General features: G+C 45.2%; 22 protein-coding genes, 16 tRNA genes and 1 rRNA gene. 8 read left to right on the forward strand and 31 right to left on the reverse strand.

The features are described from left to right. The first annotated feature begins 186 nt into the window (after positions 1–186). The 3 genes from B7360_RS01620 to B7360_RS01630 all read left to right on the forward strand — a co-directional run bounded on the left by B7360_RS01620 (position 187) and on the right by B7360_RS01630 (position 2,484). Positions 187–262: transfer RNA gene (locus B7360_RS01620), tRNA-Thr, on the forward strand. Between the two features lie 56 nt (positions 263–318). Beyond that, positions 319–435, forward strand: a 5S ribosomal RNA gene (rrf, locus tag B7360_RS01625). A 612-nt stretch (positions 436–1,047) separates the two neighbouring features. After that, positions 1,048–2,484: an NAD-dependent succinate-semialdehyde dehydrogenase gene (locus B7360_RS01630; RefSeq protein ID WP_085342612.1), complete on the forward strand. Its 1,437-nt coding sequence runs from the start codon at positions 1,048–1,050 to the stop codon at positions 2,482–2,484. Positions 2,485–2,767: 283 nt separating this feature from the next. Here B7360_RS01630 and B7360_RS01635 read toward each other — a convergent pair. From B7360_RS01635 to mutY, 19 genes are all read right to left on the reverse strand, one after another. After that, positions 2,768–2,843 (reverse strand) — tRNA-Asn (locus tag B7360_RS01635). A gap of 15 nt (positions 2,844–2,858) precedes the next feature. Continuing rightward, a tRNA-Thr gene (locus B7360_RS01640) sits at positions 2,859–2,934 on the reverse strand. Positions 2,935–2,974: 40 nt separating this feature from the next. After that, positions 2,975–3,050, reverse strand: a tRNA-Asn gene (locus B7360_RS01645). 22 nt (positions 3,051–3,072) lie between these two features. After that, positions 3,073–3,148, reverse strand: a tRNA-Thr gene (locus tag B7360_RS01650). A gap of 53 nt (positions 3,149–3,201) precedes the next feature. Next, positions 3,202–3,277, reverse strand: a tRNA-Phe gene (locus B7360_RS01655). A 233-nt stretch (positions 3,278–3,510) separates the two neighbouring features. Beyond that, complete coding sequence (locus B7360_RS01660) at positions 3,511–5,136, reverse strand: methyl-accepting chemotaxis protein (RefSeq protein ID WP_085342613.1); 1,626 nt, start codon at positions 5,134–5,136, stop codon at positions 3,511–3,513. 284 nt (positions 5,137–5,420) lie between these two features. Continuing rightward, positions 5,421–5,496, reverse strand: a tRNA-Asn gene (locus tag B7360_RS01665). A gap of 38 nt (positions 5,497–5,534) precedes the next feature. Beyond that, a tRNA-Phe gene (locus B7360_RS01670) sits at positions 5,535–5,610 on the reverse strand. A 7-nt stretch (positions 5,611–5,617) separates the two neighbouring features. Further along, positions 5,618–5,693, reverse strand: a tRNA-Thr gene (locus B7360_RS01675). 70 nt (positions 5,694–5,763) lie between these two features. Further along, a tRNA-Asn gene (locus B7360_RS01680) sits at positions 5,764–5,839 on the reverse strand. A gap of 54 nt (positions 5,840–5,893) precedes the next feature. Beyond that, a tRNA-Phe gene (locus B7360_RS01685) sits at positions 5,894–5,969 on the reverse strand. A 7-nt stretch (positions 5,970–5,976) separates the two neighbouring features. Further along, positions 5,977–6,052: transfer RNA gene (locus B7360_RS01690), tRNA-Thr, on the reverse strand. Between the two features lie 70 nt (positions 6,053–6,122). Then, positions 6,123–6,198: transfer RNA gene (locus tag B7360_RS01695), tRNA-Asn, on the reverse strand. A 54-nt stretch (positions 6,199–6,252) separates the two neighbouring features. Next, positions 6,253–6,328: transfer RNA gene (locus B7360_RS01700), tRNA-Phe, on the reverse strand. A 7-nt stretch (positions 6,329–6,335) separates the two neighbouring features. Next, a tRNA-Thr gene (locus B7360_RS01705) sits at positions 6,336–6,411 on the reverse strand. A gap of 66 nt (positions 6,412–6,477) precedes the next feature. Further along, positions 6,478–6,553, reverse strand: a tRNA-Phe gene (locus B7360_RS01710). Between the two features lie 100 nt (positions 6,554–6,653). Continuing rightward, the gene (gene mltC, locus B7360_RS01715) at positions 6,654–7,793 is read right to left on the reverse strand and encodes a membrane-bound lytic murein transglycosylase MltC (protein ID WP_085342614.1); all 1,140 of its coding nucleotides are present in this window, start codon (positions 7,791–7,793) and stop codon (positions 6,654–6,656) included. A 78-nt stretch (positions 7,794–7,871) separates the two neighbouring features. Continuing rightward, positions 7,872–8,144 carry an oxidative damage protection protein gene (locus B7360_RS01720; protein WP_005381002.1) on the reverse strand — a complete coding sequence of 91 codons (273 nt, stop codon included), beginning with the start codon at positions 8,142–8,144 and terminating at the stop codon, positions 7,872–7,874. Positions 8,145–8,163: 19 nt separating this feature from the next. Beyond that, positions 8,164–9,240, reverse strand: coding sequence for an A/G-specific adenine glycosylase (mutY, locus tag B7360_RS01725; RefSeq protein WP_085342615.1), 1,077 nt, complete (start codon positions 9,238–9,240; stop codon positions 8,164–8,166). A 203-nt stretch (positions 9,241–9,443) separates the two neighbouring features. On the opposite strand from mutY, the gene trmB reads away from it, so the two are divergent. From trmB to glsB, 3 genes are all read left to right on the forward strand, one after another. After that, positions 9,444–10,163: a tRNA (guanosine(46)-N7)-methyltransferase TrmB gene (gene trmB / locus B7360_RS01730; RefSeq protein WP_085342616.1), complete on the forward strand. Its 720-nt coding sequence runs from the start codon at positions 9,444–9,446 to the stop codon at positions 10,161–10,163. Positions 10,164–10,180: 17 nt separating this feature from the next. Further along, entirely contained in the window at positions 10,181–11,209 is a 1,029-nt protein-coding gene (locus B7360_RS01735; protein WP_085342617.1) for a TRM11 family methyltransferase, read from the forward strand. A 98-nt stretch (positions 11,210–11,307) separates the two neighbouring features. After that, positions 11,308–12,228 (forward strand): glutaminase B, encoded by a 921-nt coding sequence (gene glsB / locus B7360_RS01740; protein ID WP_005393987.1) that lies wholly within the window; start codon positions 11,308–11,310, stop codon positions 12,226–12,228. A 60-nt stretch (positions 12,229–12,288) separates the two neighbouring features. On the opposite strand, the gene hemW is transcribed toward glsB, so the two are convergent. The 7 genes from hemW to B7360_RS01775 form a co-directional block, all read right to left on the reverse strand. After that, positions 12,289–13,467, reverse strand: coding sequence for a radical SAM family heme chaperone HemW (hemW, locus tag B7360_RS01745; protein WP_085342618.1), 1,179 nt, complete (start codon positions 13,465–13,467; stop codon positions 12,289–12,291). Between the two features lie 18 nt (positions 13,468–13,485). Beyond that, positions 13,486–14,088 carry an XTP/dITP diphosphatase gene (locus tag B7360_RS01750; RefSeq protein WP_085342619.1) on the reverse strand — a complete coding sequence of 201 codons (603 nt, stop codon included), beginning with the start codon at positions 14,086–14,088 and terminating at the stop codon, positions 13,486–13,488. A 118-nt stretch (positions 14,089–14,206) separates the two neighbouring features. Then, positions 14,207–14,638, reverse strand: a complete 432-nt coding sequence (locus tag B7360_RS01755; RefSeq protein WP_005381010.1) for a DUF4426 domain-containing protein — start codon at positions 14,636–14,638, stop codon at positions 14,207–14,209. A 128-nt stretch (positions 14,639–14,766) separates the two neighbouring features. Beyond that, the gene (gene yggU, locus B7360_RS01760) at positions 14,767–15,057 is read right to left on the reverse strand and encodes a DUF167 family protein YggU (RefSeq protein WP_005381011.1); all 291 of its coding nucleotides are present in this window, start codon (positions 15,055–15,057) and stop codon (positions 14,767–14,769) included. Beyond that, positions 15,057–15,614 carry a YggT family protein gene (locus tag B7360_RS01765; RefSeq protein WP_012841393.1) on the reverse strand — a complete coding sequence of 186 codons (558 nt, stop codon included), beginning with the start codon at positions 15,612–15,614 and terminating at the stop codon, positions 15,057–15,059. The genes yggU and B7360_RS01765 overlap by 1 nt, the downstream gene beginning before the upstream one ends. A 52-nt stretch (positions 15,615–15,666) precedes the next feature. Continuing rightward, complete coding sequence (proC, locus tag B7360_RS01770) at positions 15,667–16,485, reverse strand: pyrroline-5-carboxylate reductase (protein WP_085342620.1); 819 nt, start codon at positions 16,483–16,485, stop codon at positions 15,667–15,669. Positions 16,486–16,642: 157 nt separating this feature from the next. Continuing rightward, positions 16,643–17,344, reverse strand: a complete 702-nt coding sequence (locus B7360_RS01775; RefSeq protein WP_054575409.1) for a YggS family pyridoxal phosphate-dependent enzyme — start codon at positions 17,342–17,344, stop codon at positions 16,643–16,645. Positions 17,345–17,372: 28 nt separating this feature from the next. Between B7360_RS01775 and B7360_RS01780 the strand changes: the two genes are divergently transcribed. Beyond that, positions 17,373–18,413, forward strand: coding sequence for a type IV pilus twitching motility protein PilT (locus tag B7360_RS01780; RefSeq protein ID WP_005381015.1), 1,041 nt, complete (start codon positions 17,373–17,375; stop codon positions 18,411–18,413). A gap of 20 nt (positions 18,414–18,433) precedes the next feature. Further along, positions 18,434–19,540 carry a PilT/PilU family type 4a pilus ATPase gene (locus B7360_RS01785; protein ID WP_006743091.1) on the forward strand — a complete coding sequence of 369 codons (1,107 nt, stop codon included), beginning with the start codon at positions 18,434–18,436 and terminating at the stop codon, positions 19,538–19,540. A gap of 61 nt (positions 19,541–19,601) precedes the next feature. Here the strand turns inward: B7360_RS01785 and ruvX are convergent, their stop codons facing one another. The 5 genes from ruvX to endA all read right to left on the reverse strand — a co-directional run bounded on the left by ruvX (position 19,602) and on the right by endA (position 23,260). Further along, positions 19,602–20,027, reverse strand: coding sequence for a Holliday junction resolvase RuvX (gene ruvX / locus B7360_RS01790; protein ID WP_005381017.1), 426 nt, complete (start codon positions 20,025–20,027; stop codon positions 19,602–19,604). Between the two features lie 34 nt (positions 20,028–20,061). Then, positions 20,062–20,625, reverse strand: coding sequence for a YqgE/AlgH family protein (locus B7360_RS01795; RefSeq protein WP_005393973.1), 564 nt, complete (start codon positions 20,623–20,625; stop codon positions 20,062–20,064). A gap of 128 nt (positions 20,626–20,753) precedes the next feature. After that, positions 20,754–21,704 (reverse strand): glutathione synthase, encoded by a 951-nt coding sequence (gene gshB / locus B7360_RS01800; protein ID WP_006743090.1) that lies wholly within the window; start codon positions 21,702–21,704, stop codon positions 20,754–20,756. Positions 21,705–21,717: 13 nt separating this feature from the next. Continuing rightward, the gene (rsmE, locus tag B7360_RS01805) at positions 21,718–22,449 is read right to left on the reverse strand and encodes a 16S rRNA (uracil(1498)-N(3))-methyltransferase (protein WP_085342621.1); all 732 of its coding nucleotides are present in this window, start codon (positions 22,447–22,449) and stop codon (positions 21,718–21,720) included. Between the two features lie 115 nt (positions 22,450–22,564). Next, entirely contained in the window at positions 22,565–23,260 is a 696-nt protein-coding gene (gene endA, locus B7360_RS01810; protein ID WP_005393967.1) for a deoxyribonuclease I, read from the reverse strand. Positions 23,261–23,409: the final 149 nt, after the last annotated feature.

Consider the following 23,409-nt stretch of genomic DNA (forward strand, 5'->3'; position numbering starts at 1 on the left):
ACTTCCATGCCGAACTCAGAAGTGAAACGAAATAGCGCCGATGGTAGTGTGGGGCTTCCCCATGTGAGAGTAGGACATCGCCAGGCTTTAAATTTAGTGTTCTCCTTTTTAAAAGGTGAAGACAAAAGTTAAGAGAGCCCGTTTGTAAAAGCGGGCTTTTTTAGTCCTTACGGACACAAATAATGTGCTGATATGGCTCAGTCGGTAGAGCGCATCCTTGGTAAGGATGAGGTCCCCAGTTCGATTCTGGGTATCAGCACCATTTATTGTTTGTTTTAGACTTTAAATTAAAGCCTAAAACAAAACGTAAAGAATTTGCTTGGCGACCATAGCGTTTTGGACCCACCTGACTTCCATGCCGAACTCAGAAGTGAAACGAAATAGCGCCGATGGTAGTGTGGGGCTTCCCCATGTGAGAGTAGGACATCGCCAGGCTTTAAATTTNGTCCCGTCCACTCCGCCACTTATATTAAGCCCCAGTCGAAAGACTGGGGCTTTTTTCGTTAATGCAAGTATATTTCTCCCTTCGATCGAATGACTCCCGCAGAAGGCCTACTCGTAGCCCGGCTCCGCTGCCACTTTTAAAAGACTAAGACTTTTGGTATCTGTAGTGCCAGTTTTCTCTGTAACCGAGTTGCACAATTCTAGTTGAATGTAATCTTGCCCATTTCTCTACAGATTCGAGCCTATAGTAAATGCTGGGGACTGATGGGTTATGCCGGTCATTAGACCAGAGAATTTGCATAAGCTAGCTCGTATTCTGCATTCTTGTCACTGCGTATTTCGTTAACGCTCCTCTCTAATAAGAGTTTTCTACTGCTACTTCGCAAATATTCATCGTTCTAGTGTTCTGGATAGTCCCTAGGAGAATGGATTGCTGGAGTTTGTTACCGCTAGTCTGATTTAGTCATTGGAAGAGAATGAGCGTCTAGACTGTTAAGAGAGTAAAGTCATTCGAACATTCATGTCTTTTAGAAAACTTTGTTTTCTTTGCTGATCTTGCTAGTAACGATTAACCTAAGAGGAGTTCTCGTAGGAGTAAGTTTGATGATGCAACAAATAAAAAATGAAACCTTGAAATCCGTACTTAAGCAATGGTCTTCCGAAGAGGGAATTGTGGTCATCAACCCTGCAACTGAGCAAGAGTTAGTTCGATTAAAGCCCAGTGCTCTTGAGGAATTAGATGACATTATTGGTAAGTGTAAAACCGAGCAAATTCGCTGGGCAAAGTTAAGTGCCAAAGAGCGCTCTCGTCGCTTGAAAAAGTGGTATCAATTACTCTTTGATAATGCAGAAGACATTGCCACAATTATTACCTTAGAGCAGGGGAAACCATTAACCGAGAGTAAAGGGGAGGTGATGTATGGCGCCTCTTTTGTCGAGTGGTTCTCAGAAGAAGCCAAACGTGCTTATGGCGAAGTTATACCTGCCCCCACGACAGATCGACGTCTGTCTGCTATTCGCCAGCCTGTAGGGGTATGCGCTGCAATTACGCCGTGGAACTTCCCTATTGCGATGATTACAAGAAAAGCAGCACCAGCCCTGGCGGCAGGCTGTGGCATGTTGATCAAGCCCTCTGAGCTTACTCCTCTTACTGCAATTGCTGTTGTTGAATTAGCTTATCAGGCAGGAATCCCAAAAGAACTGCTTCCTGTGGTGGTATCAGAGCAGGCAGCTGAGTTTGGCCAAGTACTAAGTACTGATCCTAGGATTAAGAAAGTTTCTTTTACGGGCTCTACGCGAGTCGGGAAGATTTTGATGAAACAAGCCAGTGACTCTGTCAAAGCGGTTTCGATGGAGTTAGGTGGTAATGCACCTTTTATTGTTTTTGACGATGCAGATTTAGATGCGGCGGCGGAAGGGCTTGTCGCTTCGAAGTTCCGTAATGCAGGGCAAACATGTGTTTGTACCAATCGGCTGTATGTTCATGAAGGTGTAAAACAAGTTTTTATTGAAAAAGTATTGTCGAAGTTAAGCAAATTACAGCTTGGTAATGGTTTAGATAACGGTGTCACATTAGGCCCTGTTATTACGATGGCTTCTAAACATCGTCTAGAGGCGGTGATCGATCAAGCTGTACAAGAAGGGGCTTCTATTGCCAACTCTCCGCAGAGACGCTCTGGGCGCTTTATGGAGCCCGTTCTTTTGGATAGCGTCAAGCAGCATATGTCGATTGTTCAGCAAGAGCTATTCGGGCCTGTGTTACCTATTATTACCTTTGAGAATGATGAACAAGTTCTCGGAATGGCGAATGACACAGAGTATGGTTTGGCTTGTTACTTCTACACGAATAACTTCAAGCGTATTGTTGCTTTCAGCGAAGGTCTGGAATACGGCATGGTTGGTGTCAATGAGGGGATTATTTCTACTGAGGTGGCCCCGTTTGGTGGAGTCAAAGAGTCAGGAGTTGGCCGAGAAGGTGCGAAACAAGGGCTCGATGAATATTTGGAGACAAAGTATATTTGTCTCGGTGGTTTAAGCTGAGTTGGTTGATTTAAGCAAAAAGCTGGGTTTTACCTGGCTTTTTTGATCTGGGAGATGTGTGCCACCCACTATGATTATTATTTATTGGTGAACATTGCTTATGGTGGGACTATCGATAGAAAGCAGAGTTGTTGGTGAGCAGATATTCCACTCTAAGTTAAGCGATGCCTTCAAGGTAATGATCTAAACTCTGATTTTCTTTCCTGAGTGACATGAGTAGAAAAGAGTTTGACTTTAAACCAATGCAAAAAAGCCGTATCAAGAGATACGGCTTTTTCTAATATGGCTCCTCCTACTGGACTCGAACCAGTGACCTGCGGATTAACAGTCCGTCGCTCTACCAACTGAGCTAAGGAGGAACAAATTTTAATAAGTGGTGCCGACTACCGGAATCGAACTGGTGACCTACTGATTACAAGTCAGTTGCTCTACCTACTGAGCTAAGTCGGCACATTTTCGTTAATAAGTAATCGACTTACTAACTGAAAAATGGCTCCTCCTACTGGACTCGAACCAGTGACCTGCGGATTAACAGTCCGTCGCTCTACCAACTGAGCTAAGGAGGAATTGTCTTTTTAAAAGAATAAATGGTGCCGACTACCGGAATCGAACTGGTGACCTACTGATTACAAGTCAGTTGCTCTACCTACTGAGCTAAGTCGGCACACTATATTCTTTAACTATTGTTCGTGCTAAGCACCAACAATTAATAAATTGTGGTGCCCGGAGGCGGAATCGAACCACCGACACGAGGATTTTCAATCCTCTGCTCTACCGACTGAGCTATCCGGGCGACGAGGTGTATTAAACGGTTTTTCGGCTCTTAGGTCAACCATAAAATTAAAATAAAATATCGTTTGATGAAAATGTGCTCGGAGTGGGCTGTTTTTATGCATTTTTGATACAAATCCACCATCAACTAAGCTTTCTTTAATGGAGAGATAGGAGTTTGAAAGTAGAGTAAATGGATAAAAACAAAAAAAGCACGCTTGAAAACGTGCTTTATACTAAACAATTGACTTTAACCTAGTGCTTTACAGAGAACTTGTTTACCCAACCTTCTAGCTCATCTGCCAGCGAAGCTAAACTTTGAGTGCTTGATTGGCTCTCCGTTACCACAGAGTTGAGCTGGCTTCCGCTTTCCTCGATAAGATTTATGCGCAGCGCAATATCATCGCTAACCTGAGTTTGTTCGGCTGCTGCGGTCGCGATCTGCTGACTCATTGCGGTGATAGATTCTAACGCCGTTACAATTTGCTGCAGAGCTTCAGAGGCATTCTTAGACTCTGTTACTGTGCCCTCACTGGTTTCTGCACACACTTCCATTGTGTGAATAGCGTTACGGGAACCTTCTTGCAGGTTGGAGATCATATGCTGAATCTCTTTAGTGCTATCTTGTGTTCGGCCTGCCAGGTTACGCACCTCGTCGGCAACAACGGCAAAGCCTCGACCTTGCTCTCCGGCACGTGCTGCTTCAATGGCAGCATTGAGTGCGAGTAAGTTTGTTTGCTCTGCAATATCGCCAATTACATCGAGCACTTTCACTATACTATTTACATCCTGATCTAGATCGGCGACCGCTTTACTTGCAGTATTTAATTGAGAAGCCAAACCTTGAATGTTTTCAACAGTACTGTGAATCAGCTTCTGAGTATGCTGACTTTGTTTATCGGCTTCGTCTGTGTTGTTTGCTGTATCACTTGCCGAGTTGGCAACATGGTTGGCTGAAGATGCCATTTCAGTCATCGCAGTGGCAATCATTGCTGTTGACTGCTGCTGAGATACGGTGAGATCGGCAATCGTATTTGAGCGAGATTCTACGGCAGATAACTCAGCGCGCAGTGCGTGCATGGATTTCTCAAGGTTTGTCACCATGGTGGCTAGTGATTGACTCATATCTTGCACCGCACGATAGATACTTCCTCTCGGCGCCACTGCATCAAAACTGGTCTGAATGTCGCCTTGTGCGACAGCTTGAACGGCTTTGCGCACATCGTTTGGCTCTCCACCAAGTAGATTGAGCATCTTGCGAATCGAGATTATCAGGCCACCGAGAATACTCCCCGCGATAACTAAACACAGTACAAGCTGCCATTGAGCGGTAGCCCAGAAGCGAGCATTCACCTCATTAAAGCCGATCCCTGTACCTACAACCCAGCCCCAATGTGGTGTTTTCTCGGCAATAGAGTGTTTTTCTTCAATGCTTCCGTCGGCCTGCTTTTGACTCCAAGTATATTCGATGATTTGACCTGTTTTGCGCCCCAAAACATCTAAGATAAGTTGGCCGACGCTGTTGCCATCTCCATCACGAAAGTCGTGAAAGCTTGTTCCATGTAATTGAGGGTCAAGCGGAGCTGCAACAAAAATCATGTTCTCATCTGCGACATAAACGTATTCGTTGTCTTTGTAGATATTATTACGGAGTAGGCGAGTGGCTAATGATTTCGCTTCGTCCTCTGGCATTTTGCCTTCGATAGCCATTTTTTCTACTTCGGTAAGAATGCTGTACGCACTTTTGAATAGCTCAGTAACCCGAGCTTTGTTATCAAGGTTACTTGCGACGCGAAGTGTCCATAAGCCCGTTGCGGTCAGTGCTAGGAGTGCTAGCAATATGATCGCAGATAATAAATAGGCTTGAGTTTTTAGTTTCATATTTGGCTCACAAATAAAGTGTCATCACTATGCAAGGCATAGCTAAAAGAAGAAATGTAATAACTCGGGCATCTTAGTGAAGATGAATATTCGCGCATACTAATGCGTATTGAAATTATGATGAGGATTAAATTTTTAGCGTAAAATAAGTGTTTTTTAGAGACTGGGCTTAATATTTTGCGATGCTAGAAACAGAGAAACAGAGAAACAGAGAAACTGGGGGAATGAAATGAACGTAGGGCAGATGCCAAAAAGCCGCATCAAAAGATGCGGCTTTTTAAAAATGGCTCCTCCTACTGGACTCGAACCAGTGACCTGCGGATTAACAGTCCGTCGCTCTACCAACTGAGCTAAGGAGGAATTATTCGTGTATCGTGTTTAGCAATGACACCAAATAATGGTGCCTCGAGGCGGAATCGAACCACCGACACGAGGATTTTCAATCCTCTGCTCTACCGACTGAGCTATCGAGGCAAAAGAATGGTGCCGACTACCGGAATCGAACTGGTGACCTACTGATTACAAGTCAGTTGCTCTACCTACTGAGCTAAGTCGGCACACCTTATTCTTTTTAGAAGAGATGAACTCTTCGTTTTAAGAATCTCATTTATATGAAATTCTTGAATTTGGCTCCTCCTACTGGACTCGAACCAGTGACCTGCGGATTAACAGTCCGTCGCTCTACCAACTGAGCTAAGGAGGAACTATTCTGTTTTGTGTCTTGCCAATGATTTAAATTAAGCAAGCGCACCAAATATGGTGCCTCGAGGCGGAATCGAACCACCGACACGAGGATTTTCAATCCTCTGCTCTACCGACTGAGCTATCGAGGCAAAAGAATGGTGCCGACTACCGGAATCGAACTGGTGACCTACTGATTACAAGTCAGTTGCTCTACCTACTGAGCTAAGTCGGCACACCTTATTCTTTTTAGAAGAGATGAACTCTTCGTTTTAAGAATCTCATTTATATGAAATTCTTGAATTTGGCTCCTCCTACTGGACTCGAACCAGTGACCTGCGGATTAACAGTCCGTCGCTCTACCAACTGAGCTAAGGAGGAACTATTCTGTTTTGTGTCTTGCCAATGATTTAAATTAAGCAAGCGCACCAAATATGGTGCCTCGAGGCGGAATCGAACCACCGACACGAGGATTTTCAATCCTCTGCTCTACCGACTGAGCTATCGAGGCAAAAGAATGGTGCCGACTACCGGAATCGAACTGGTGACCTACTGATTACAAGTCAGTTGCTCTACCTACTGAGCTAAGTCGGCACACTTTATTCTTTGTGCTTTTGTCCGTGTTATAACATTTCGTTAAGACACCAACAAATCAAATTGTGGTGCCCGGAGGCGGAATCGAACCACCGACACGAGGATTTTCAATCCTCTGCTCTACCGACTGAGCTATCCGGGCGACGGAGCGCTATTAAACGGATTTTCCCGCTTTGCGTCAACCACTTTTTTTAAATAATTTCAAAAAAGTGCTTGTTCGAACGCTTTTTATTCAACTGTCACTACAAAGTTTGCTTTGAGTTAAATTCCTTTTTGAAATTTGTAACTTTTTCTAGGTAACGACGTGCTTCTGCGTTCGGATGTTTCTTAGTTAGTGCCCAATAAACTTGGTTGGGTTGCAACGAATTAAGATCTTGCATTGCGCGTTTGCGATCGCTGCGATGGAATGTGTTTAAAACACCTCCAGTACCGCCATTGTAAGCGGAAATCATACTGTACTCGAGAGAGGTAGGGTGATGGACTTCTCTTAAATAACGATTTTTTAAAATGTAGAAATACGCAGTACCGGTATCGATGTTGTTTTCTGGATTAAACAAATATTCAGGGCTTGGCTGGCCTGAGCGCTTTTTCACGAGCTTGAATACGTCTCGACCGGCGGTTTTAGGTACAACTTGCATTAAGCCATACGCATTTGCCCAACTTACTGCGTACGGGTTGAAGCTGCTCTCGGTTTTAATAATGGCGTATATCAAATCTTCTGGAATATCGTATTTCTTGGAAGCTCGGCGCACGATATCGGCGTATTGGTAGCTGCGTGTTGAAAAATGGTCTTCAACCATGGGGATTTCGACGTAATACGCTTTCTTGAAATCAACGTCTTTGGTCTTGATTTTGTTTGTGATGAGATACTCCGCAAATCGGTTTGCCCGCCAAGACCACTGAATTGGCTTATTGTCTTGGTCAACAACTTGTTTATACAGAAATGGTTGCCCTTCTAACGTGATTCCTTTTGAGGAGAACAAGTCGACGTGAGCTGGGTCGTCTGGCGTGAGTAAGGTAGTGACAATCGCCTCTTTGAGGTGCTTTTTGGGCTCGGTCGGTGATACGGTTTCAATCGTGATCACGCCTTTGCGAAAGTCGACTTCGGCACGGCTAAGGTAGTTATCGATATATTTGACGTAATTACTTTTGCCTGCGTACTTAATTTCTTTTTTACCCCAGCGCTTTTGAATGTTACCAGAGAAACTATTGATCAGGGCATCTAACGCGGCGGTATCTTTTTCAAATTGTCCAGGTAGCTCAGCTAAGTTATTGGCAAAACGGTTTGTGGGCTCGTAGTTGACGTCATAAATCTTTTCGACGAATTCACGGCTACAGCCAGCCATTAAAAGTGCGGCAGCAATAAAGACAATTTTTTTCATAAGTATCAGGGCTATTGAAGGTAATAGAAAAATGACACCACAAGTGGTTGTGATGTCATTGTTTTAACTCAAGCGACTTTATTCGCTCGGCGGTGTGTAACCTTCGATATGAACGTCTTTTCCTTCAAAGAGGAAGTTTACCATTTCTGTTTCGATCAGTTTTCGGTGCTCTGGATCCATCATGTTGAGTTTCTTTTCGTTGATCAACATGGTTTGTTTGTGTTGCCACTGAGCCCACGCTTCTTTCGAGATGTTGTCGAAAATACGTTTACCTAGTTCACCAGGGTAAAGTTGAAAGTCTAGACCTTCGCCTTCTTTTTTTAGTCGAGCACAAAATACAGTGCGGCTCATAATGACTCCTTGTATTCAATTAACGAAGTTCGTGGGGTAGCGCTTCCAGCAATAGTTTTACTGGCGCGGCTAAACCGACTTCTTCAGGTTTAGATAAGTTATACCAAAGACCTTTGTTGCCTTCCATTATCACGTCCGGTTGCTTTGATAAATCAATCAAAATTGGCGTGATATCGAGGTGGTAATGGCTAAAGGTATGGCGAAAGGTAATCAGTGTTTGCTGCTGCTTGATATTGCTGGCTTGAATGCCACGTTGATCCAGTAGCAATTCAATGTCGCTTTCTACATCCACATGTTCGGTTTGTGGGAAGCAAAATAAGCCACCCCAAATGCCTGTTTGTGGTCTTTGTTCTAACCACACTTCATGACCATTTTCGGTGTTGTGGTGAAGCATTACAAAACGAGTTTGCTTGATTGGCTTGTCTTTTTTCGGTTTTTTACCCGGGTAGTCGAGCACATTGCCTTGTTGTTTTGCCACACACAGATCCGCAACAGGGCAGAGGCTACATTTGGGTTTGCTGCGTGTGCAGACCATTGCGCCCATGTCCATCATTGCCTGGTTATACTTATCTACGTCCGTTTGTGGGGTATGCGTTTCGGCAATTTCCCACAGCTGGTTTTCAACCTTTTTTTGTCCTGGCCATCCTTCGACTGCGAAACAGCGGGATAGGGTGCGCTTCACGTTGCCATCAAGAATCGCATGTGGTTGTTTATACACAGACGATAAAACGGCGGCTGCGGTAGAGCGGCCAATCCCCGGTAAGGCGTTCATTTTCTCTATATCAAGAGGAAACTCACCATTGTATGTAGAGGCGACCTCTTGTGCTGCTTTGTGAAGGTTACGGGCTCGGGCGTAATACCCTAAGCCAGTCCAAAGGTGCAGGACTTCATCTTGCTCAGCATTGGCAAGATCGAGCACGGTTGGAAAACGCTCTAAGAAACGTTGGTAATACGGAATAACCGTAGTGACCTGAGTTTGCTGAAGCATGATTTCAGACAACCAGACACTGTATGCGGTCTTATTTTGTTGCCACGGAAGATCTTTTCTTCCATATGCGTCATACCATTCTAGGATGGCACTGGCGAAAGGTGTCACGACTTGCTCTGTATTCTATTATTGGTTAGGTGCAAAATTGCACCACATAATGGGCAAGAAGTACAACGGATAAACAGTAGGGATATAAAGAGGTGTGCTATTGCTTTTGGGCTGCCATAGGCCAAGAGCTCAACAAATACTTGCACCTCAGTAAATTCTTTGGATAATCCCCGCTTTGATTAATCAATGTGCAGGCAAAATCAATGAGTGAAGTAACCACTAACGAATACAACGAAGACGGAAAGCTGATCCGCAAAATCCGCAGTTTTGTGCGCCGTGAAGGGCGTTTGACTAAAGGTCAAGAGAGCGCGATGAATGAATGCTGGCCAACGATGGGTATTGACTTCAAAGCTGAACTTCTCGATTGGAAAGAAGTGTTTGGTAACGACAACCCCGTTGTACTAGAGATCGGTTTTGGTATGGGTGCTTCATTGGTTGAAATGGCAAAGAATGCACCAGAGAAGAACTTCATTGGTATCGAAGTACACAGCCCGGGTGTTGGTGCTTGTCTTGCGGATGCGCGTGAGGCGGGAGTTACTAACCTGCGTGTGATGTGCCATGACGCAGTCGAAGTGTTTGAGCATATGATTCCAAACGGCAGCCTATCGACACTGCAGCTGTTCTTCCCAGACCCTTGGCACAAGAAACGTCACCACAAGCGTCGCATCGTTCAATTAGGTTTTGCTGAAATGGTTCGTGAGAAGCTGATCCCTAATGAAGGTGTTTTCCACATGGCGACAGACTGGGAAAACTACGCAGAGCACATGATTGAAGTTATGAACCAAGCGCCAGGTTTCGAAAACATTGCTAAAGATGGTGATTTCGTTCCTCGTCCAGACGACCGTCCTTTAACGAAGTTTGAAGCTCGTGGTCACCGTCTTGGTCACGGTGTGTGGGATATCAAATATAAGCGTATCGCGTAACTAGAGGAGTTCATGGGATGTACCATTACGCGATATTAGCGAATCCGGGTCATAACCGAATTTACTTTGATAGCGCAATGACCATTGCCTGTTCAGAGCTAAAAGCAATTTTAGCTTCACAAGGCGTGGATGTGACAGAAATTGGTAGTAAAGAGGTTGGCTTACCTGCAGCGTTGGTGTTTTCTTGTCAGGAAGCTCTAAGCGATGAGCAGACGCGAAGAATCGCAGCCTCTTCGATTTACTATGCACTATTTGAAGTGCGCGAAGATGGTTTACTTCGACCAATTCAAGCGTCAGCGTTCAATACTTTCCCGGAAAGCATGAGTCAGATTCTGCGTTATACCGGGAAAACAAACGAGCAGTTTACTCGCTTGATGGTAAATATCGGCATTAGTGCGTCCAATACGGGAAGTGAGCAGCTGACCTTAATGGATCCAATGTGTGGTAAAGGTACAACCTTGTTTGAAGGCTTGATCCATGGTTTGAACGTTGTGGGGGTAGAGATCAATGCCAAGTGGGTGCAAGAGATCCAGACCTTTATCGTTAAGTTCATGAAGAATGGTCGCTTTAAGCACAAAGTGAGCAAAGAAAAGCGCACTGCGGGTGGCAAGAAAGTGGCGGATGGTTTCGTGGTTGAAGCTGCAGCAAATAAAGAAGATTACAACCAAGGCAATCTTCAGTTTATGAAGCTGTATTCGGCTGATACACGTATCGCTGATCAAGTCGTGAAAAAGAACTCAGTTGATGTGATGGTGTCTGATCTGCCTTATGGTGTGCAGCACGGCAGCAAAAATGCCAAGGACAGCAAACTGAACCGGAGCCCACTAGAGCTTTTAAAAGAGGCTCTGCCTGCATGGAAAGTGGTACTGAAAAAACAAGGTTCAGTGGTGTTGTCTTTCAATGAATTTACGTTGAGATGGAAAGACGTCGCGGCATTATTTGAAGAGCAAGGTTGGAAGGTACTTTCAGAAGAGCCTTACATCGGTTATCTTCACCGTGTTGATCAATCTATCAACCGCAATATTATTGTGGCAGTAAAACCATAATCGACTTGAGTCGAACGAACCCTATGGAAAAGCCAACGACACGTTGGCTTTTTTTACCTCTGAGCTCAACGAGTTCTCTTGTAAATAGAAGGTAGAGAATGAAACCGACAGTGGAAATTTTGACAGATATTTTGGCGGAAGTGCGCCCTTTAATCGGCCAAGGCAAAGTGGCTGATTACATTCCTGCTCTGGCAAAAGTACCAAGCAACAAGTTAGGTATTGCGGTATACACCAACGAAGGTGAGGTTATTAAGGCGGGCGATGCCGATGAACCTTTCTCTATCCAATCTATTTCAAAAGCATTGAGCTTGACGTTAGCGATGTGCTTGTACAAGCAAGAAGAAATTTGGTCTCGAGTGGGAAAAGAGCCTTCGGGGCAGGCATTTAATTCGCTAATCCAGCTAGAAATGGAGCAAGGTATTCCTCGCAATCCTTTTATTAATGCTGGAGCGATAGTTGTGGCGGATCTGTTGCAAACTCGCTTATCTGCACCTCGTCAGCGCCTATTGGAATTTGTACGTCAGCTTTCTGGTGATACTCATATTGTGTATGACAAAGTCGTCGCGGCATCCGAAATGATGCATGGTGATCGAAATGCGGCGATTGCATATCTCATGCGCTCGTTTGGTAACTTCGAAAATGAAGTAATTCCAGTGCTGCAAAACTACTTCCACGCTTGTGCACTGAAGATGAGCTGTGTCGACTTGGCTAAAACGTTTAGCTATTTGGCAAATAAGGGCACATCGGTACAAACGGGTAAGCCCGTTGTTTCTCCTGTGCAAACCAAACAACTTAATGCACTGTTAGCAACGTGTGGCTTGTATGATGGCGCGGGCGAGTTTGCTTATCGCGTTGGTATGCCTGGTAAGTCTGGTGTTGGTGGTGGCATTATCGCGGTGGTACCTGGTGAAATGACCATTGCAGTATGGTCTCCAGAGCTTGACCCTTCAGGTAACTCCCTTGCTGGTACTAAGGCGCTTGAATTGCTATCGGAGCGAATTGGCCGTTCGATTTTCTAATGTTGAATGTTCTATATAAAAAGCCTCTCAATTGAGAGGCTTTTTTGTTTTTGGGCTGCGTTACTCTTCGCTTTCTTCGGCCATAAAGGCTTCGAGCAAGTCATTAAGGAAGAGCTTCCCTTTTTCAGTAATTTGCCAATGAGTGGCGGTTTCACTCAAGTAGCCCATTTCTAACGCCCAATCAATCGTTTCTTGAATCGTACTGAGCGGCAAGCCTGTGGTGTCCACGTAATCTTGCTTCGGGCATGCTTCCATTAAGCGGAATCGGTTCATAAAGAACTCGAATGGACGATCTTCATCCGCGACGACATGTTCCGTATGCAGATAAGGTTTGACCATATTTTGATAAGCCGCTAAATAGCCACGCGGGTGTTTTACCTTTGTCGTTCGAATAATACGTCCGTCGGTAAAACTGAGTTTGCCATGAGAGCCACAACCGATACCAAGGTAATCGCCAAAGCGCCAGTAGTTGAGGTTGTGCTGACACTGATAGCCCGGCTTGCTGTAACCCGAGATTTCATATTGCACATAACCCGCGGCTGAAAGTTTTTGGTGTCCGAGCTCGAAAATATCCCACAAGTCATCATCGTCAGGTAGCGTTGGTGGCTTGTAGTAGAACATGGTGTTTGGTTCGATGGTCAGCTGATACCAAGACAGGTGCGGCGGTGCCAACTCAATCGCTTTGTCCAAATCTGCCAAGGCTTGTTCGATGCTTTGATCTGGTAAGCCGTGCATGAGATCGAGGTTAAAGCTGTTCAAACCGATTTGGTGCGCCAGCTTAGCAGCATTGACGGCTTCGTCTTGGCCGTGAATGCGCCCCAAACGCTCAAGCTTCTGTTGCTCAAAGCTTTGCACGCCGATAGAGATACGCGTTACACCAGCTTTGCGGTAGCCAACAAAACGCTCTGCTTCGATGGTGCCTGGGTTAGCTTCCATGGTGATCTCAATTTCTGGCTTAAACGGAATACGCGCTTCAATGCCCTTAAGTAGACGCTCGATGCCTTCTGCCGAAATCAAACTCGGCGTACCACCACCAATGAAGATTGAATGCAGTGGACGTGGCACTTCGTTAAGGCGGTATTTCTCAATGTCAGTATCCAAATCTTCTAGAAGAGCACTGATGTACTCTTCTTCTGGAATCTCGGTTTTGAGCGCGTGAGAGTTAAAGTCGCAATACGGGCACTTTTGTACACACCAAGGGATGTGTACATACAAGCTGAGTGCTGGGGGCGTTAACATGGTCTAATTCGCTCGTGATTACTGAGACACTTGCTCAGACAGTTGAGCAAACAACGACTTGAGCGCTTTACCGCGGTGAGACAGTTGTTTCTTACGTGCAGGTTCAAGTTCGGCTGACGCACAGTTGTTTTCAGGAACAAAGAAGATTGGGTCGTAGCCAAAGCCATTTTCACCGTGTGCTTCAGTTAGAATTCGGCCTTCCCATTTACCGTGACAGACGATAGGCGTTGGGTCGTTCTCGTGACGCATGAGGACTAATACGCAGTGGAAACGTGCTGTACGTTCTGCTTCTGGTACGCCTTCCATTGCCGCTAGCAATTTTTCTAGATTCTCTTGATCAGATGCGCTCTCGCCTGCGTAACGTGCAGAGTAAATGCCCGGAGCGCCTTTTAAGAAATCGACTTCTAAGCCAGAGTCGTCAGCAATCGCAGGAAGCCCTGTTTCTTGTGCGGCATGGCGAGCTTTAATGATTGCGTTTTCAATGAAGGTTGTGCCCGTTTCAGCTACTTCCGATACATTGAATTCACTTTGCGCTAATACTTCAAAGCCGAAGTCAGACAACAAATCTGCCATTTCACGAACTTTGCCTTGGTTACCAGTTGCTAGCACAATTTTTTTCATGGGAATCTCTTTTAATAGTGATAGAGGAGAACAAATCGTTCTCCTCTAGATATTCTTTAACTAATAAGTGGTTTTTAGCCTGCTTAGATCCAAAAGCTTTTGGATCATCACAACCCAATTACTCTTCAACATAAAACTTCTGGGTGAATTTAAGCTTACCTGAGCCTTTGTTTCCAGCTTTTACGTCAATATCGAAAGTAAAAGTTTCTTCGTGGGTAATTGGCAGTTCGGCTAAATAGTATATCGCATTGCCTTCTTTGACTTCACGAAAGGTCAAGGTCTGAGTTTGGCCGATGAGGTTTTTCGCGCGTCCAGCAATTTTTGCTTCTAATGCAGGTTTACCCAATGAAGCTCTATCTAGCACGCTAATATTAACCACAGCGAGGTATCCATTACGCTTGATATCGTAGCTACGTGCGACTTTCGGTGTTAAGAATGTCGAGTTAAACGCGACATAGTGTACTTCGATATCTTTCATATTTTTAAACTGATCGGCGAAGCTTGGTAACGACAACAGGCTAATCAGTAATGCGGTAATCCATTTGCTCATTGTTACTTCCTCAAAGCACTTGTTATAAAACAACCATAGCTGCAATTTTACCTTGGTCAGGGGGTAAAAAATGCGTACTCAGTCGTTGGTATTAGTAAGTGTGGTACAAAATCGTAAATAAAAAGCCATCATATGATGGCTTTAATTTCTGTCGGTATCTGGGTAGGCGATTCTATCCGAATTTGTTTGTGCCGTCCTAATTCACCTTTTTCTATGTGAACCAAACCCTTAGCGATTTTAAACTGCTTGGCTAAGAACTTAGTTAGGTGCGCATTAGCTTTGCCATCGACAGGTGGAGCAGTAATGGCGATTTTGAGCTCTTCACCATGCAAGCCAACAATTTTATCGCGGCTTGCTTTAGGTTGAATATAGAGCTTTAGGATGATGTCCTCGCCATCTTGCCAAACTGCGGCTGACATTATAACTGGAACCAAATTGGACCAATGATATCACCCATCAAGAAGTTCGCGAACTGCAAGCCGATAAACAGCACCAGTACGCTCAAATCAAGACCACCAATAGCCGGAATAATACGACGGATTGGTGCGCACATTGGCTCGGTTAATTGATGGAATACGTACTCGATAGGACTGCGACCTTGGCTTACCCAGCTCAAAATTGCACGGATCAATAGTACCCAGAACAGCAGACCTCCAGCGGCTTTGATTAATGATAACAAGCCTAAGAACAAGAAATCAGCGCTGAAAGAGACGGAACCGTTCGAAGCTATCAGGATCAGAACGACAAATTTAAGCACACACAACACGTAGGCAAACAACACGGTTGCTAGGTCAATATTCCCCACGGAAGGGATAATGCGGCGCAGTGGACCAATGACCGGCTGAGTCGCTTTTACTATGAATTGCGAGAATGGGTTGTAGAAGTCTGCGCGTGCAGCTTGCAACCAAATTCGCAAAATTACGACCATGATGTACAGGTCAAATAGGGTTGAGATGAGAAAACTCATTGAATTCATAAGGTACCCTTAACAAGTGATGGATGATACTAAACGGAGTTCATCCAAATAATTAAAACAGTTTTTCCATTTCTTCCGCGCGAGCCACAGCAGCTTGCATGGCTTTAGCAACAATATCTGAAAGTTGATGTTCGTTGAATGTACGCAGTGCTTCTGCCGTTGTCCCACCTTTCGATGTCACATTCTCACACAGGGTCGATAGCTCAGTTTCTGGGTTGCTAACCACCATACTGGCCGCGCCCAATGCAGCTTGCTGAACCAATAGTCGAGCGGTGTCTTTATCAAAGCCTTGAGCAATCGCTTCTGCTTGCATCGCCTCCATAAACAGGAAGAAGTATGCTGGAGCACTGCCTGCTGCGGCAATCACATTATTGATGCCAGACTCTTGCTCAACCCAACATACTTTACCGACCGCTTCCATTAACTCTGCAGCAAAAGCTTTGTCTTGCTCAGTTACATGGGCTGGTGCGAATAAACCACTCATGCCCAACCCAAGTTGTGATGGCGTATTTGGCATAACACGAACCAAGTTCAATTTGGTGGCTAGCATATCATCCAATCGTGAACAGTTGATGCCAGCGGCAATAGAAATCACCAGTTTATTAGTGAAATCGATCGCTTGCAGTGGTTTACAAACATCAGCCATCATTTGCGGTTTCACAGACAATACCACCACATCCGCTTCGGTCGCCGCTTGGATGTTATCGCTGGTGGTACGGATGCCAAAATCTTGTTCTAGCGGAAGACGGCGAGCCTCTGAAGGAGCTGTCGCGGTAATGTTTTGCGCTGGGTATCCGTTAGCAACCAAGCCAGAAACAATGGCTCTCACCATGTTGCCAGCACCAATGAAGGCGATTTTTTTATGTTCCATTTGTCTGATTTCCATCATGATATTTAGAGTTTGTTGTGCGCTCAGGTGTATAATGGCGCCGCTGTTACTTACTGCTCCTATTGGCGAGTAAGATGATTGCGCGATTTACTCTTTAATTTAACGACGAATTTATGTCGCTAGTGAGCGTTTTGTTGATTTAGCTGTAGTCTCGCGCGCCGAAAATAGCGGTTCCAATACGAACCATTGTACTACCAGCTTCGATTGCAGCGGTCATATCACCACTCATTCCCATTGATAATGTATCGATTTCTGGGAACTGAGCTTCGAGTGTTTGCTTCAATGTGGCCAACTTCTGAAACTCATGAAGTTGTGATTCGTAGTCAGACACGTTGGCAGGAATCGACATCAACCCTCTTAAAGTGAGGTTGGGTAGGCGAGAAATCAACTCCGCCAGCTCGAATACTTCCGCTTCGGTGACACCAGACTTAGATGCTTCACCACTGGTGTTAACCTGAATCAGAACTTGTAGCGGTTTAAGTTCACTGGGACGCTGATCATTCAGGCGTTGAGCAATCTTGGTTCGATCGATGGTGTGAACCCAATCGAAATGTTCGGCAACAAGTCGCGATTTATTCGACTGAATCGGGCCAATGAAGTGCCATTCGATTCGATTATCTGGATAATGCTCGGCAAAGTGCTGAACTTTACTGACGCCCTCTTGGACGTAGTTTTCACCAAAGGCGGTTTGTCCCGCTTGGTAGGCTTCGAGAATTGCCTCGACAGGTTTAGTTTTGCTTACCGCTAGAAGTTGCACTGACTCTGGAGTTCGACCACATTTTTGCTCGTCATATCGAATTTGAGAGGTGATATGTTCAATATTTTGTTGAATACTACTCATAGCTGTACTTTAGACTTAAGGATTTTAAATGGATATCACTGAGTTACTGGATTTTAGTGTAAAACATAATGCCTCAGATCTACATCTTTCTGCAGGTGTCCCACCAATGGTTCGTATTGATGGGGATGTGAGAAAACTAGGCATTCCAGCGTTTACACACCAAGAAGTGCATCGTTTGGTTTTCGAAATCATGAACGATGCCCAACGCAGTGAGTTCGAAGAAAAACTCGAAGTCGACTTCTCTTTTGAGTTGCATAACGTTGGTCGTTTCCGTGTCAACGCTTTCAACCAATCTCGTGGCTGTGCGGCAGTATTCCGTACCATTCCAAGTAGCATTCCAACTTTGGAAGAGCTGGAAGCTCCCGAGATCTTCAAAAAAATTGCGAACGCTGAAAAAGGCTTAGTTCTGGTTACTGGCCCAACAGGTTCTGGTAAATCGACGACCTTAGCAGCCATTGTTGACTACATTAATCGTAATCACAACAAGCACGTACTCACAATTGAAGATCCGATTGAATTTGTTCACAACAACAATAAATGTTTGATCAACCAGCGTGAAGTACACCGTGATACGCACAGTTTCCAAAACGCACTGCGCAGCGCATTACGTGAAGACCCGGATGTCATTCTGGTTGGTGAGATGCGTGACAAAGAAACCATCAGCCTTGCATTAACGGCGGCGGAAACGGGGCACTTAGTGTTCGGCACGTTACACACCAGCTCGGCGGCAAAAACCATTGACCGTATTATCGATGTGTTCCCTGGCAGTGATAAAGACATGGTGCGCTCGATGCTTTCTGAGTCCCTTCGTTCGGTTATCGCGCAAAAGTTATTGAAACGTAATGGTGGTGGCCGTATTGCATGCCATGAAATCATGATGGCAACGCCTGCGATTCGTAACTTGATCCGCGAAGACAAAGTCGCGCAGATGTATTCGATCATTCAAACTGGTGCGGCTCACGGCATGCAAACCATGGAGCAAAATGCTCGTCAGTTAATGGCACAAGGTATGGTCGCTCGTGAAGAGGTCGATAGTAAGATCGGGTTAGAAGTGCAGCAATTCTCGTAATACGTAGGTGAACACGGAAGATGGATCTAAATAAATTTCTCGAAGGTATGCTGGCGCTGAAAGCGTCGGATCTTTACATCACGGTTGGTGCGCCAATTTTGTTTCGCGTGGATGGCGAATTGCGACCTCAAGGTGAAAAACTCACCGAGAGTGATGTAGCGGCATTACTCGACAGTGCTATGGAGCCAGATCGGCGTCAGGAATTTCGTAAAAGTCGTGAGTCGAATTTTGCCATTGTGAGAGATTGTGGCCGCTTCCGTGTTAGTGCCTTTTTTCAACGGGAATTACCGGGTGCGGTGATTCGTCGTATTGAAACCAATATTCCCACCTTTGAGCAATTAAAGTTACCGTTAGTGTTGCAAGATTTAGCGATAGCCAAGCGTGGTTTGGTGCTGGTGGTTGGTGCTACTGGGTCAGGTAAATCCACCACAATGGCGGCAATGACGGGCTATCGAAACAGCAACAAGACGGGGCACATTTTGACGGTCGAAGATCCGATCGAATTCGTGCATGAGCACAAGCGCTGTATCGTGACTCAACGCGAAGTTGGGTTAGATACGGAAAGCTATGAAGTTGCGCTTAAAAACTCGCTGCGCCAAGCGCCAGATATGATTTTGATTGGCGAGATCCGTAGCCGTGAAACAATGGAATACGCGATGACATTCGCCGAAACGGGCCATTTGTGTATGGCAACGTTGCACGCCAACAACGCCAACCAAGCCTTAGAGCGCATTCTTCACTTGGTACCGAAAGATCAAAAAGAACAATTCTTGTTTGATTTGTCGATGAACCTAAAAGGTGTGGTTGGTCAGCAGCTGATCCGAGATAAGAATGGGCAGGGGCGCCATGGTGTATTTGAGATCTTGCTAAATAGCCCACGAGTATCTGATTTGATCCGTCGCGGAGATTTGCATGAGTTGAAGTCAACCATGGCTCGCTCAAATGAGTTTGGTATGCTGACGTTCGATCAATCTCTTTATAAGTTAGTGATGCAAGGTAAGATCAGCGAAGAGGATGCGCTGCACAGTGCCGATTCGGCGAATGATTTGCGCTTGATGTTGAAAACACAGCGTGGCGAAGCATTCTCTACGGGCAGTTTGGCGAACGTCAAGATCGATATGGATTAAGCGTGTTTAGACGAAAAAAGGTTGGCACTTGCCAACCTTTTCTTGTTTTGAGTATTGTGTTTTATTCACCCCAGAGGGCTTCAAACCAGCTTTCTAGAATCACCACCGCTGACTGGCAGTCCACATTCCCTTTCGATAGGGCTTTGTAGCCGCCCATGCTGAACAACTCCGCACGAGCTTCTGCTGTAGATAAACGCTCATCATGCAGTTCAACAGGTAAGCCGTATCGGCCTTGCAGACGCTTAGCAAATTTTCGTGCACGAGGGGTTATGGTCTCAAGGTCTTTGCCATGAAGATCAGTTGGTAAACCGACCACTAGCAAATCTGGCTGCCACTCTTTGATTTGCTTTTCGATATCGTCCCAATTTGGAATACCGTCATTGGCTTTAAAGGCTTTTAATGGGGAAGCTGTACCGGTAATTTCTTGGCCAATAGCGCTACCAATGCTTTTGGTTCCAAAGTCAAAAGCCATAATTGTGCGTGACATAAGGTGTCTCTATCTAATGTAACTGTATTTCGGACTAAGCATGTCCAGAGTCTGCTGAAAGGTGACTTGGGTCGATGCCCAGCTTTTCGACCGCTTTCTTCCAACGCTCGTTGATTGGTGTATTAAAGATAATTTCAGGCGTCGCTTCAATGGTGAGCCAAGAGTTTTCGACCAGCTCATTTTCTAATTGGCCTGCACTCCAACCTGAGTAGCCAAGTGCCACTAAGTAATCACTTGGTTCTGCTTCTGTTCCTAACACCGAAAGAATATCACGCGAAGTGGTTACCGCGAGGTCATCGGTCATTTGGACGCTGGACTCGTAGTAATCTTTGGGTTTATGCAAAATAAAACCACGATCTTCCGAGATTGGGCCGCCATTGTAGACTGGTCTATCTAGACTGGCTTCAAATAGGCGCGGGTGTACTGGCTGAACTTCCACCTGCTTGAGCATGTTGCCGACGGTGATATCAACAGGAGCATTGATCATCAGCCCCATAGCGCCGTCTTCGTTGTGCTCACAAACGTAGATCACGCTGTTTTGAAAGTACGGATCTTTCATCCCAGGCATGGCAACTAAAAAGTGATTTGTGAGATTCATACTCATATTGACCCTTAACTCTCGTAAATGCCCCTAAGCAAACATCATACAGTTTACCATCTAGGTATGTGCATGAGTTTGCTTAAGTTAATGTACTACGCTCTCTATTAACTGTAATACAGTTTGAGTTATTCGCCTTTTACTCGACGCTCAATCGCATCCATCAGTTTGCCAGTGATTGAGATGTCAAAAGCCGCTTCAATTTCGCGAATACAGGTTGGGCTAGTGACGTTGATTTCCGTTAGCTTATCGCCAATTACGTCAAGGCCAACAAAGATAAGGCCTTTTTCTTTCAGTGTAGGAGCCACAGTTTGAGCAATCTTAATATCGGTCTCGCTTAGTGGTCGAGCCTCACCTGTGCCACCAGCGGCTAGGTTACCGCGCGTTTCACCTTTTGCAGGAATACGAGCTAGACAGTAAGGCATCGGTTCACCGTCAACAACAAGAATACGCTTATCACCATTGCTGATGTCTGGCACGAAGGTTTGCGCCATTGCGTAGTTTTGACCGTGGTTGGTCAGTGTCTCGATGATTACAGAGACGTTAGGGTCGTTTTCTTTTACGCGAAAGATAGATGCGCCGCCCATACCATCAAGCGGTTTTAGGATGACATCACCATGTTTTTCACGAAACTCTTTAATTTTTTCTGCTTTTCGCGTCACGATTGTCGTTGGTGTCAGCTCAGGGAACCACGCTGTAAACAGTTTTTCATTACAATCACGTAGACTTTGAGGTTTGTTAACGATCAGTGCACCTTGTTCTTCTGCACGCTCAAGGATGTAAGTCGCGTAGATGTATTCTGTGTCAAACGGAGGATCTTTACGCATTAGTACAGCGTCTAGCTCAGACAGTTCGATCGTTTGCTCTGATTTGAACTCGTACCAACCGTTTGGATCTTCTTTTAGTTCCACCACTTTAGTATCTGCAATGGCAACGCCTTGATCGAGATGCAGATCATTCATTTCCATGTAGTGGATTTCATAGCCGCGTCGTTGCGCTTCAAGCATCATGGCAAAGCTAGAGTCTTTTTTGATGTTAATGGACGAAATTGGGTCCATCACAATGCCGAGTTTGATCATTATTTTTCTCCGTTTAACCAAGATCGCCGAAACGAACTTGTAAGGCTGTAATTGCTGTCAGAGCCGCTGTTTCGGTGCGCAGAACGCGAGGGCCGAGTAGCGTTTCTTCAAATTGATATTCTCGAGTCATCTCGATCTCTTCAGACGATAAACCGCCTTCAGGGCCGATCAGTAGGCGCACTTTTTCAACCGGTGTTGGCAGTGTGTTGATTGAGTAGTTAGCACGAGGATGAAGATTGAGCTTTAAGCCATCGTACTCTTCTTTACACCACTCTTCCAAGCTCATAATTGGACGAATTTCTGGAACGACATTGCGTCCACACTGCTCACAGGCACTGATGGCTATTTTTTGCCATTGCGCGAGTTTTTTCTCAAAGCGCTTTTGGTCAAGCTTGACGCCACAACGTTCGGAAATCAGAGGTGTGATGGTATTGACGCCAAGTTCCACTGACTTTTGGATAGTGAACTCCATCTTATCGCCACGTGAAATAACTTGACCAAGGTGCAGGTCTAAAGGGGATTCAATACTGTTTTCTACACGCTCAGTAATGTTAACCAAAACCGTCTTTTTGCTGACTTCACTGATAACCGCTGGGAATTCTGCGCCGCTGCCGTCAAATAGGAGAACGTCTTGGCCTTCTTTCATTCGCAGAACACGGCCGATATGGCCTGCTGCGTCGTCACTTAAAGCAAGTGAGCCAAGTTGATAAATGGTTTCTGGATGATAAATTCGAGGGATACGCATGAGATTTCCAGCAAGAGAATAAACTTAAACCCTAACATGGATGCTTTCTACCGAAAAAACAAGGGCAAGAAGCGTTTCAATATCAGTTATTGAAACGCTTCAAGGTAGAGGAGTACTAGAGTGCGCGACAGGCTTTTTGAACAAATGGGTTATGATTGCCTTGTACTTTGGCAATGCGCTCGTCACGCTCACATTCCCATTTATCGACTGGGTAGGTTTTGTTCCAAGCACTCATCAACTGCGTTTGCTGTTTTGATAATTTAAAGCCGTACTCTTTGCTCATGTATAGGTAGGTACGAGCAATCGAACCTCGAGCACGGTCTGGTGGCATGACTTTACGCTGCTTAAAGTTCACTTGCATCTCACAGCGACCATAACTCACGCCATCGACGCCGTTCCATTGGCTAAAGTTGTAGTTCGAACGGTCACCGTTTACTTCACCAATAGCAGGGGTTAGGTTGTGCAGGTCTGCTTCCATCAAGCGAAAGGTTTTGTCTTTTTTCTTGCAGTTTTTACGTCCGCCATCTTGCCAGCATTGACGCTGGTGGCCAAATTGCCACGCAGGTACAACGTGCTCCCATTCGATTCGTGCGGCCCGCTTTTCCTGTTTACGGACTTGGTAACCGCAAGAGGCTAAATCTGGGGAGCCTTTTTTGCCTTGCCATTGAATGTTGCAGCCACAGTAAAAGCTCGTTGGATGGTCTTGATAAATTTTTACCGCCTCACGTTTGGCGGCAGAGAATGAGCTTGGTGGCGCGGCAACCGCAGTGCTAGAAAGCGCGATAAGTAACAAAGAGAATAGGTATTTCATGATTAAAGTCTTTATAAAGTATGACTTTATTCATGATAACACGCATAAGATAGCTTTAGTGATGAGTAAGTTAACAATAAATAGCGAAGGGAAGGTTTTGATAAACTCGATCTTTATTTTGGGAACGCAAGTAACACTATGAGATATAG

Source organism: Vibrio sp. ArtGut-C1 (assembly GCF_002105475.1).
GTDB classification, from domain to species: Bacteria; Pseudomonadota; Gammaproteobacteria; order Enterobacterales; family Vibrionaceae; genus Vibrio; species Vibrio diabolicus.

Coding starts and splice junctions, on each gene's coding strand:
- B7360_RS01630 (WP_085342612.1), top strand. CDS start 1,048: ATGATGCAACAAATAAAAAATGAAACCTTGAAATCCGTACTTAAGCAA.
- B7360_RS01660 (WP_085342613.1), bottom strand. CDS start 5,136: ATGAAACTAAAAACTCAAGCCTATTTATTATCTGCGATCATATTGCTA.
- mltC (WP_085342614.1), bottom strand. CDS start 7,793: ATGAAAAAAATTGTCTTTATTGCTGCCGCACTTTTAATGGCTGGCTGT.
- B7360_RS01720 (WP_005381002.1), bottom strand. CDS start 8,144: ATGAGCCGCACTGTATTTTGTGCTCGACTAAAAAAAGAAGGCGAAGGT.
- trmB (WP_085342616.1), top strand. CDS start 9,444: ATGAGTGAAGTAACCACTAACGAATACAACGAAGACGGAAAGCTGATC.
- B7360_RS01735 (WP_085342617.1), top strand. CDS start 10,181: ATGTACCATTACGCGATATTAGCGAATCCGGGTCATAACCGAATTTAC.
- glsB (WP_005393987.1), top strand. CDS start 11,308: ATGAAACCGACAGTGGAAATTTTGACAGATATTTTGGCGGAAGTGCGC.
- hemW (WP_085342618.1), bottom strand. CDS start 13,467: ATGTTAACGCCCCCAGCACTCAGCTTGTATGTACACATCCCTTGGTGT.
- B7360_RS01750 (WP_085342619.1), bottom strand. CDS start 14,088: ATGAAAAAAATTGTGCTAGCAACTGGTAACCAAGGCAAAGTTCGTGAA.
- B7360_RS01755 (WP_005381010.1), bottom strand. CDS start 14,638: ATGAGCAAATGGATTACCGCATTACTGATTAGCCTGTTGTCGTTACCA.
- yggU (WP_005381011.1), bottom strand. CDS start 15,057: ATGTCAGCCGCAGTTTGGCAAGATGGCGAGGACATCATCCTAAAGCTC.
- B7360_RS01765 (WP_012841393.1), bottom strand. CDS start 15,614: ATGAATTCAATGAGTTTTCTCATCTCAACCCTATTTGACCTGTACATC.
- proC (WP_085342620.1), bottom strand. CDS start 16,485: ATGGAACATAAAAAAATCGCCTTCATTGGTGCTGGCAACATGGTGAGA.
- B7360_RS01775 (WP_054575409.1), bottom strand. CDS start 17,344: ATGAGTAGTATTCAACAAAATATTGAACATATCACCTCTCAAATTCGA.
- B7360_RS01780 (WP_005381015.1), top strand. CDS start 17,373: ATGGATATCACTGAGTTACTGGATTTTAGTGTAAAACATAATGCCTCA.
- B7360_RS01785 (WP_006743091.1), top strand. CDS start 18,434: ATGGATCTAAATAAATTTCTCGAAGGTATGCTGGCGCTGAAAGCGTCG.
- ruvX (WP_005381017.1), bottom strand. CDS start 20,027: ATGTCACGCACAATTATGGCTTTTGACTTTGGAACCAAAAGCATTGGT.
- B7360_RS01795 (WP_005393973.1), bottom strand. CDS start 20,625: ATGAATCTCACAAATCACTTTTTAGTTGCCATGCCTGGGATGAAAGAT.
- gshB (WP_006743090.1), bottom strand. CDS start 21,704: ATGATCAAACTCGGCATTGTGATGGACCCAATTTCGTCCATTAACATC.
- rsmE (WP_085342621.1), bottom strand. CDS start 22,449: ATGCGTATCCCTCGAATTTATCATCCAGAAACCATTTATCAACTTGGC.
- endA (WP_005393967.1), bottom strand. CDS start 23,260: ATGAAATACCTATTCTCTTTGTTACTTATCGCGCTTTCTAGCACTGCG.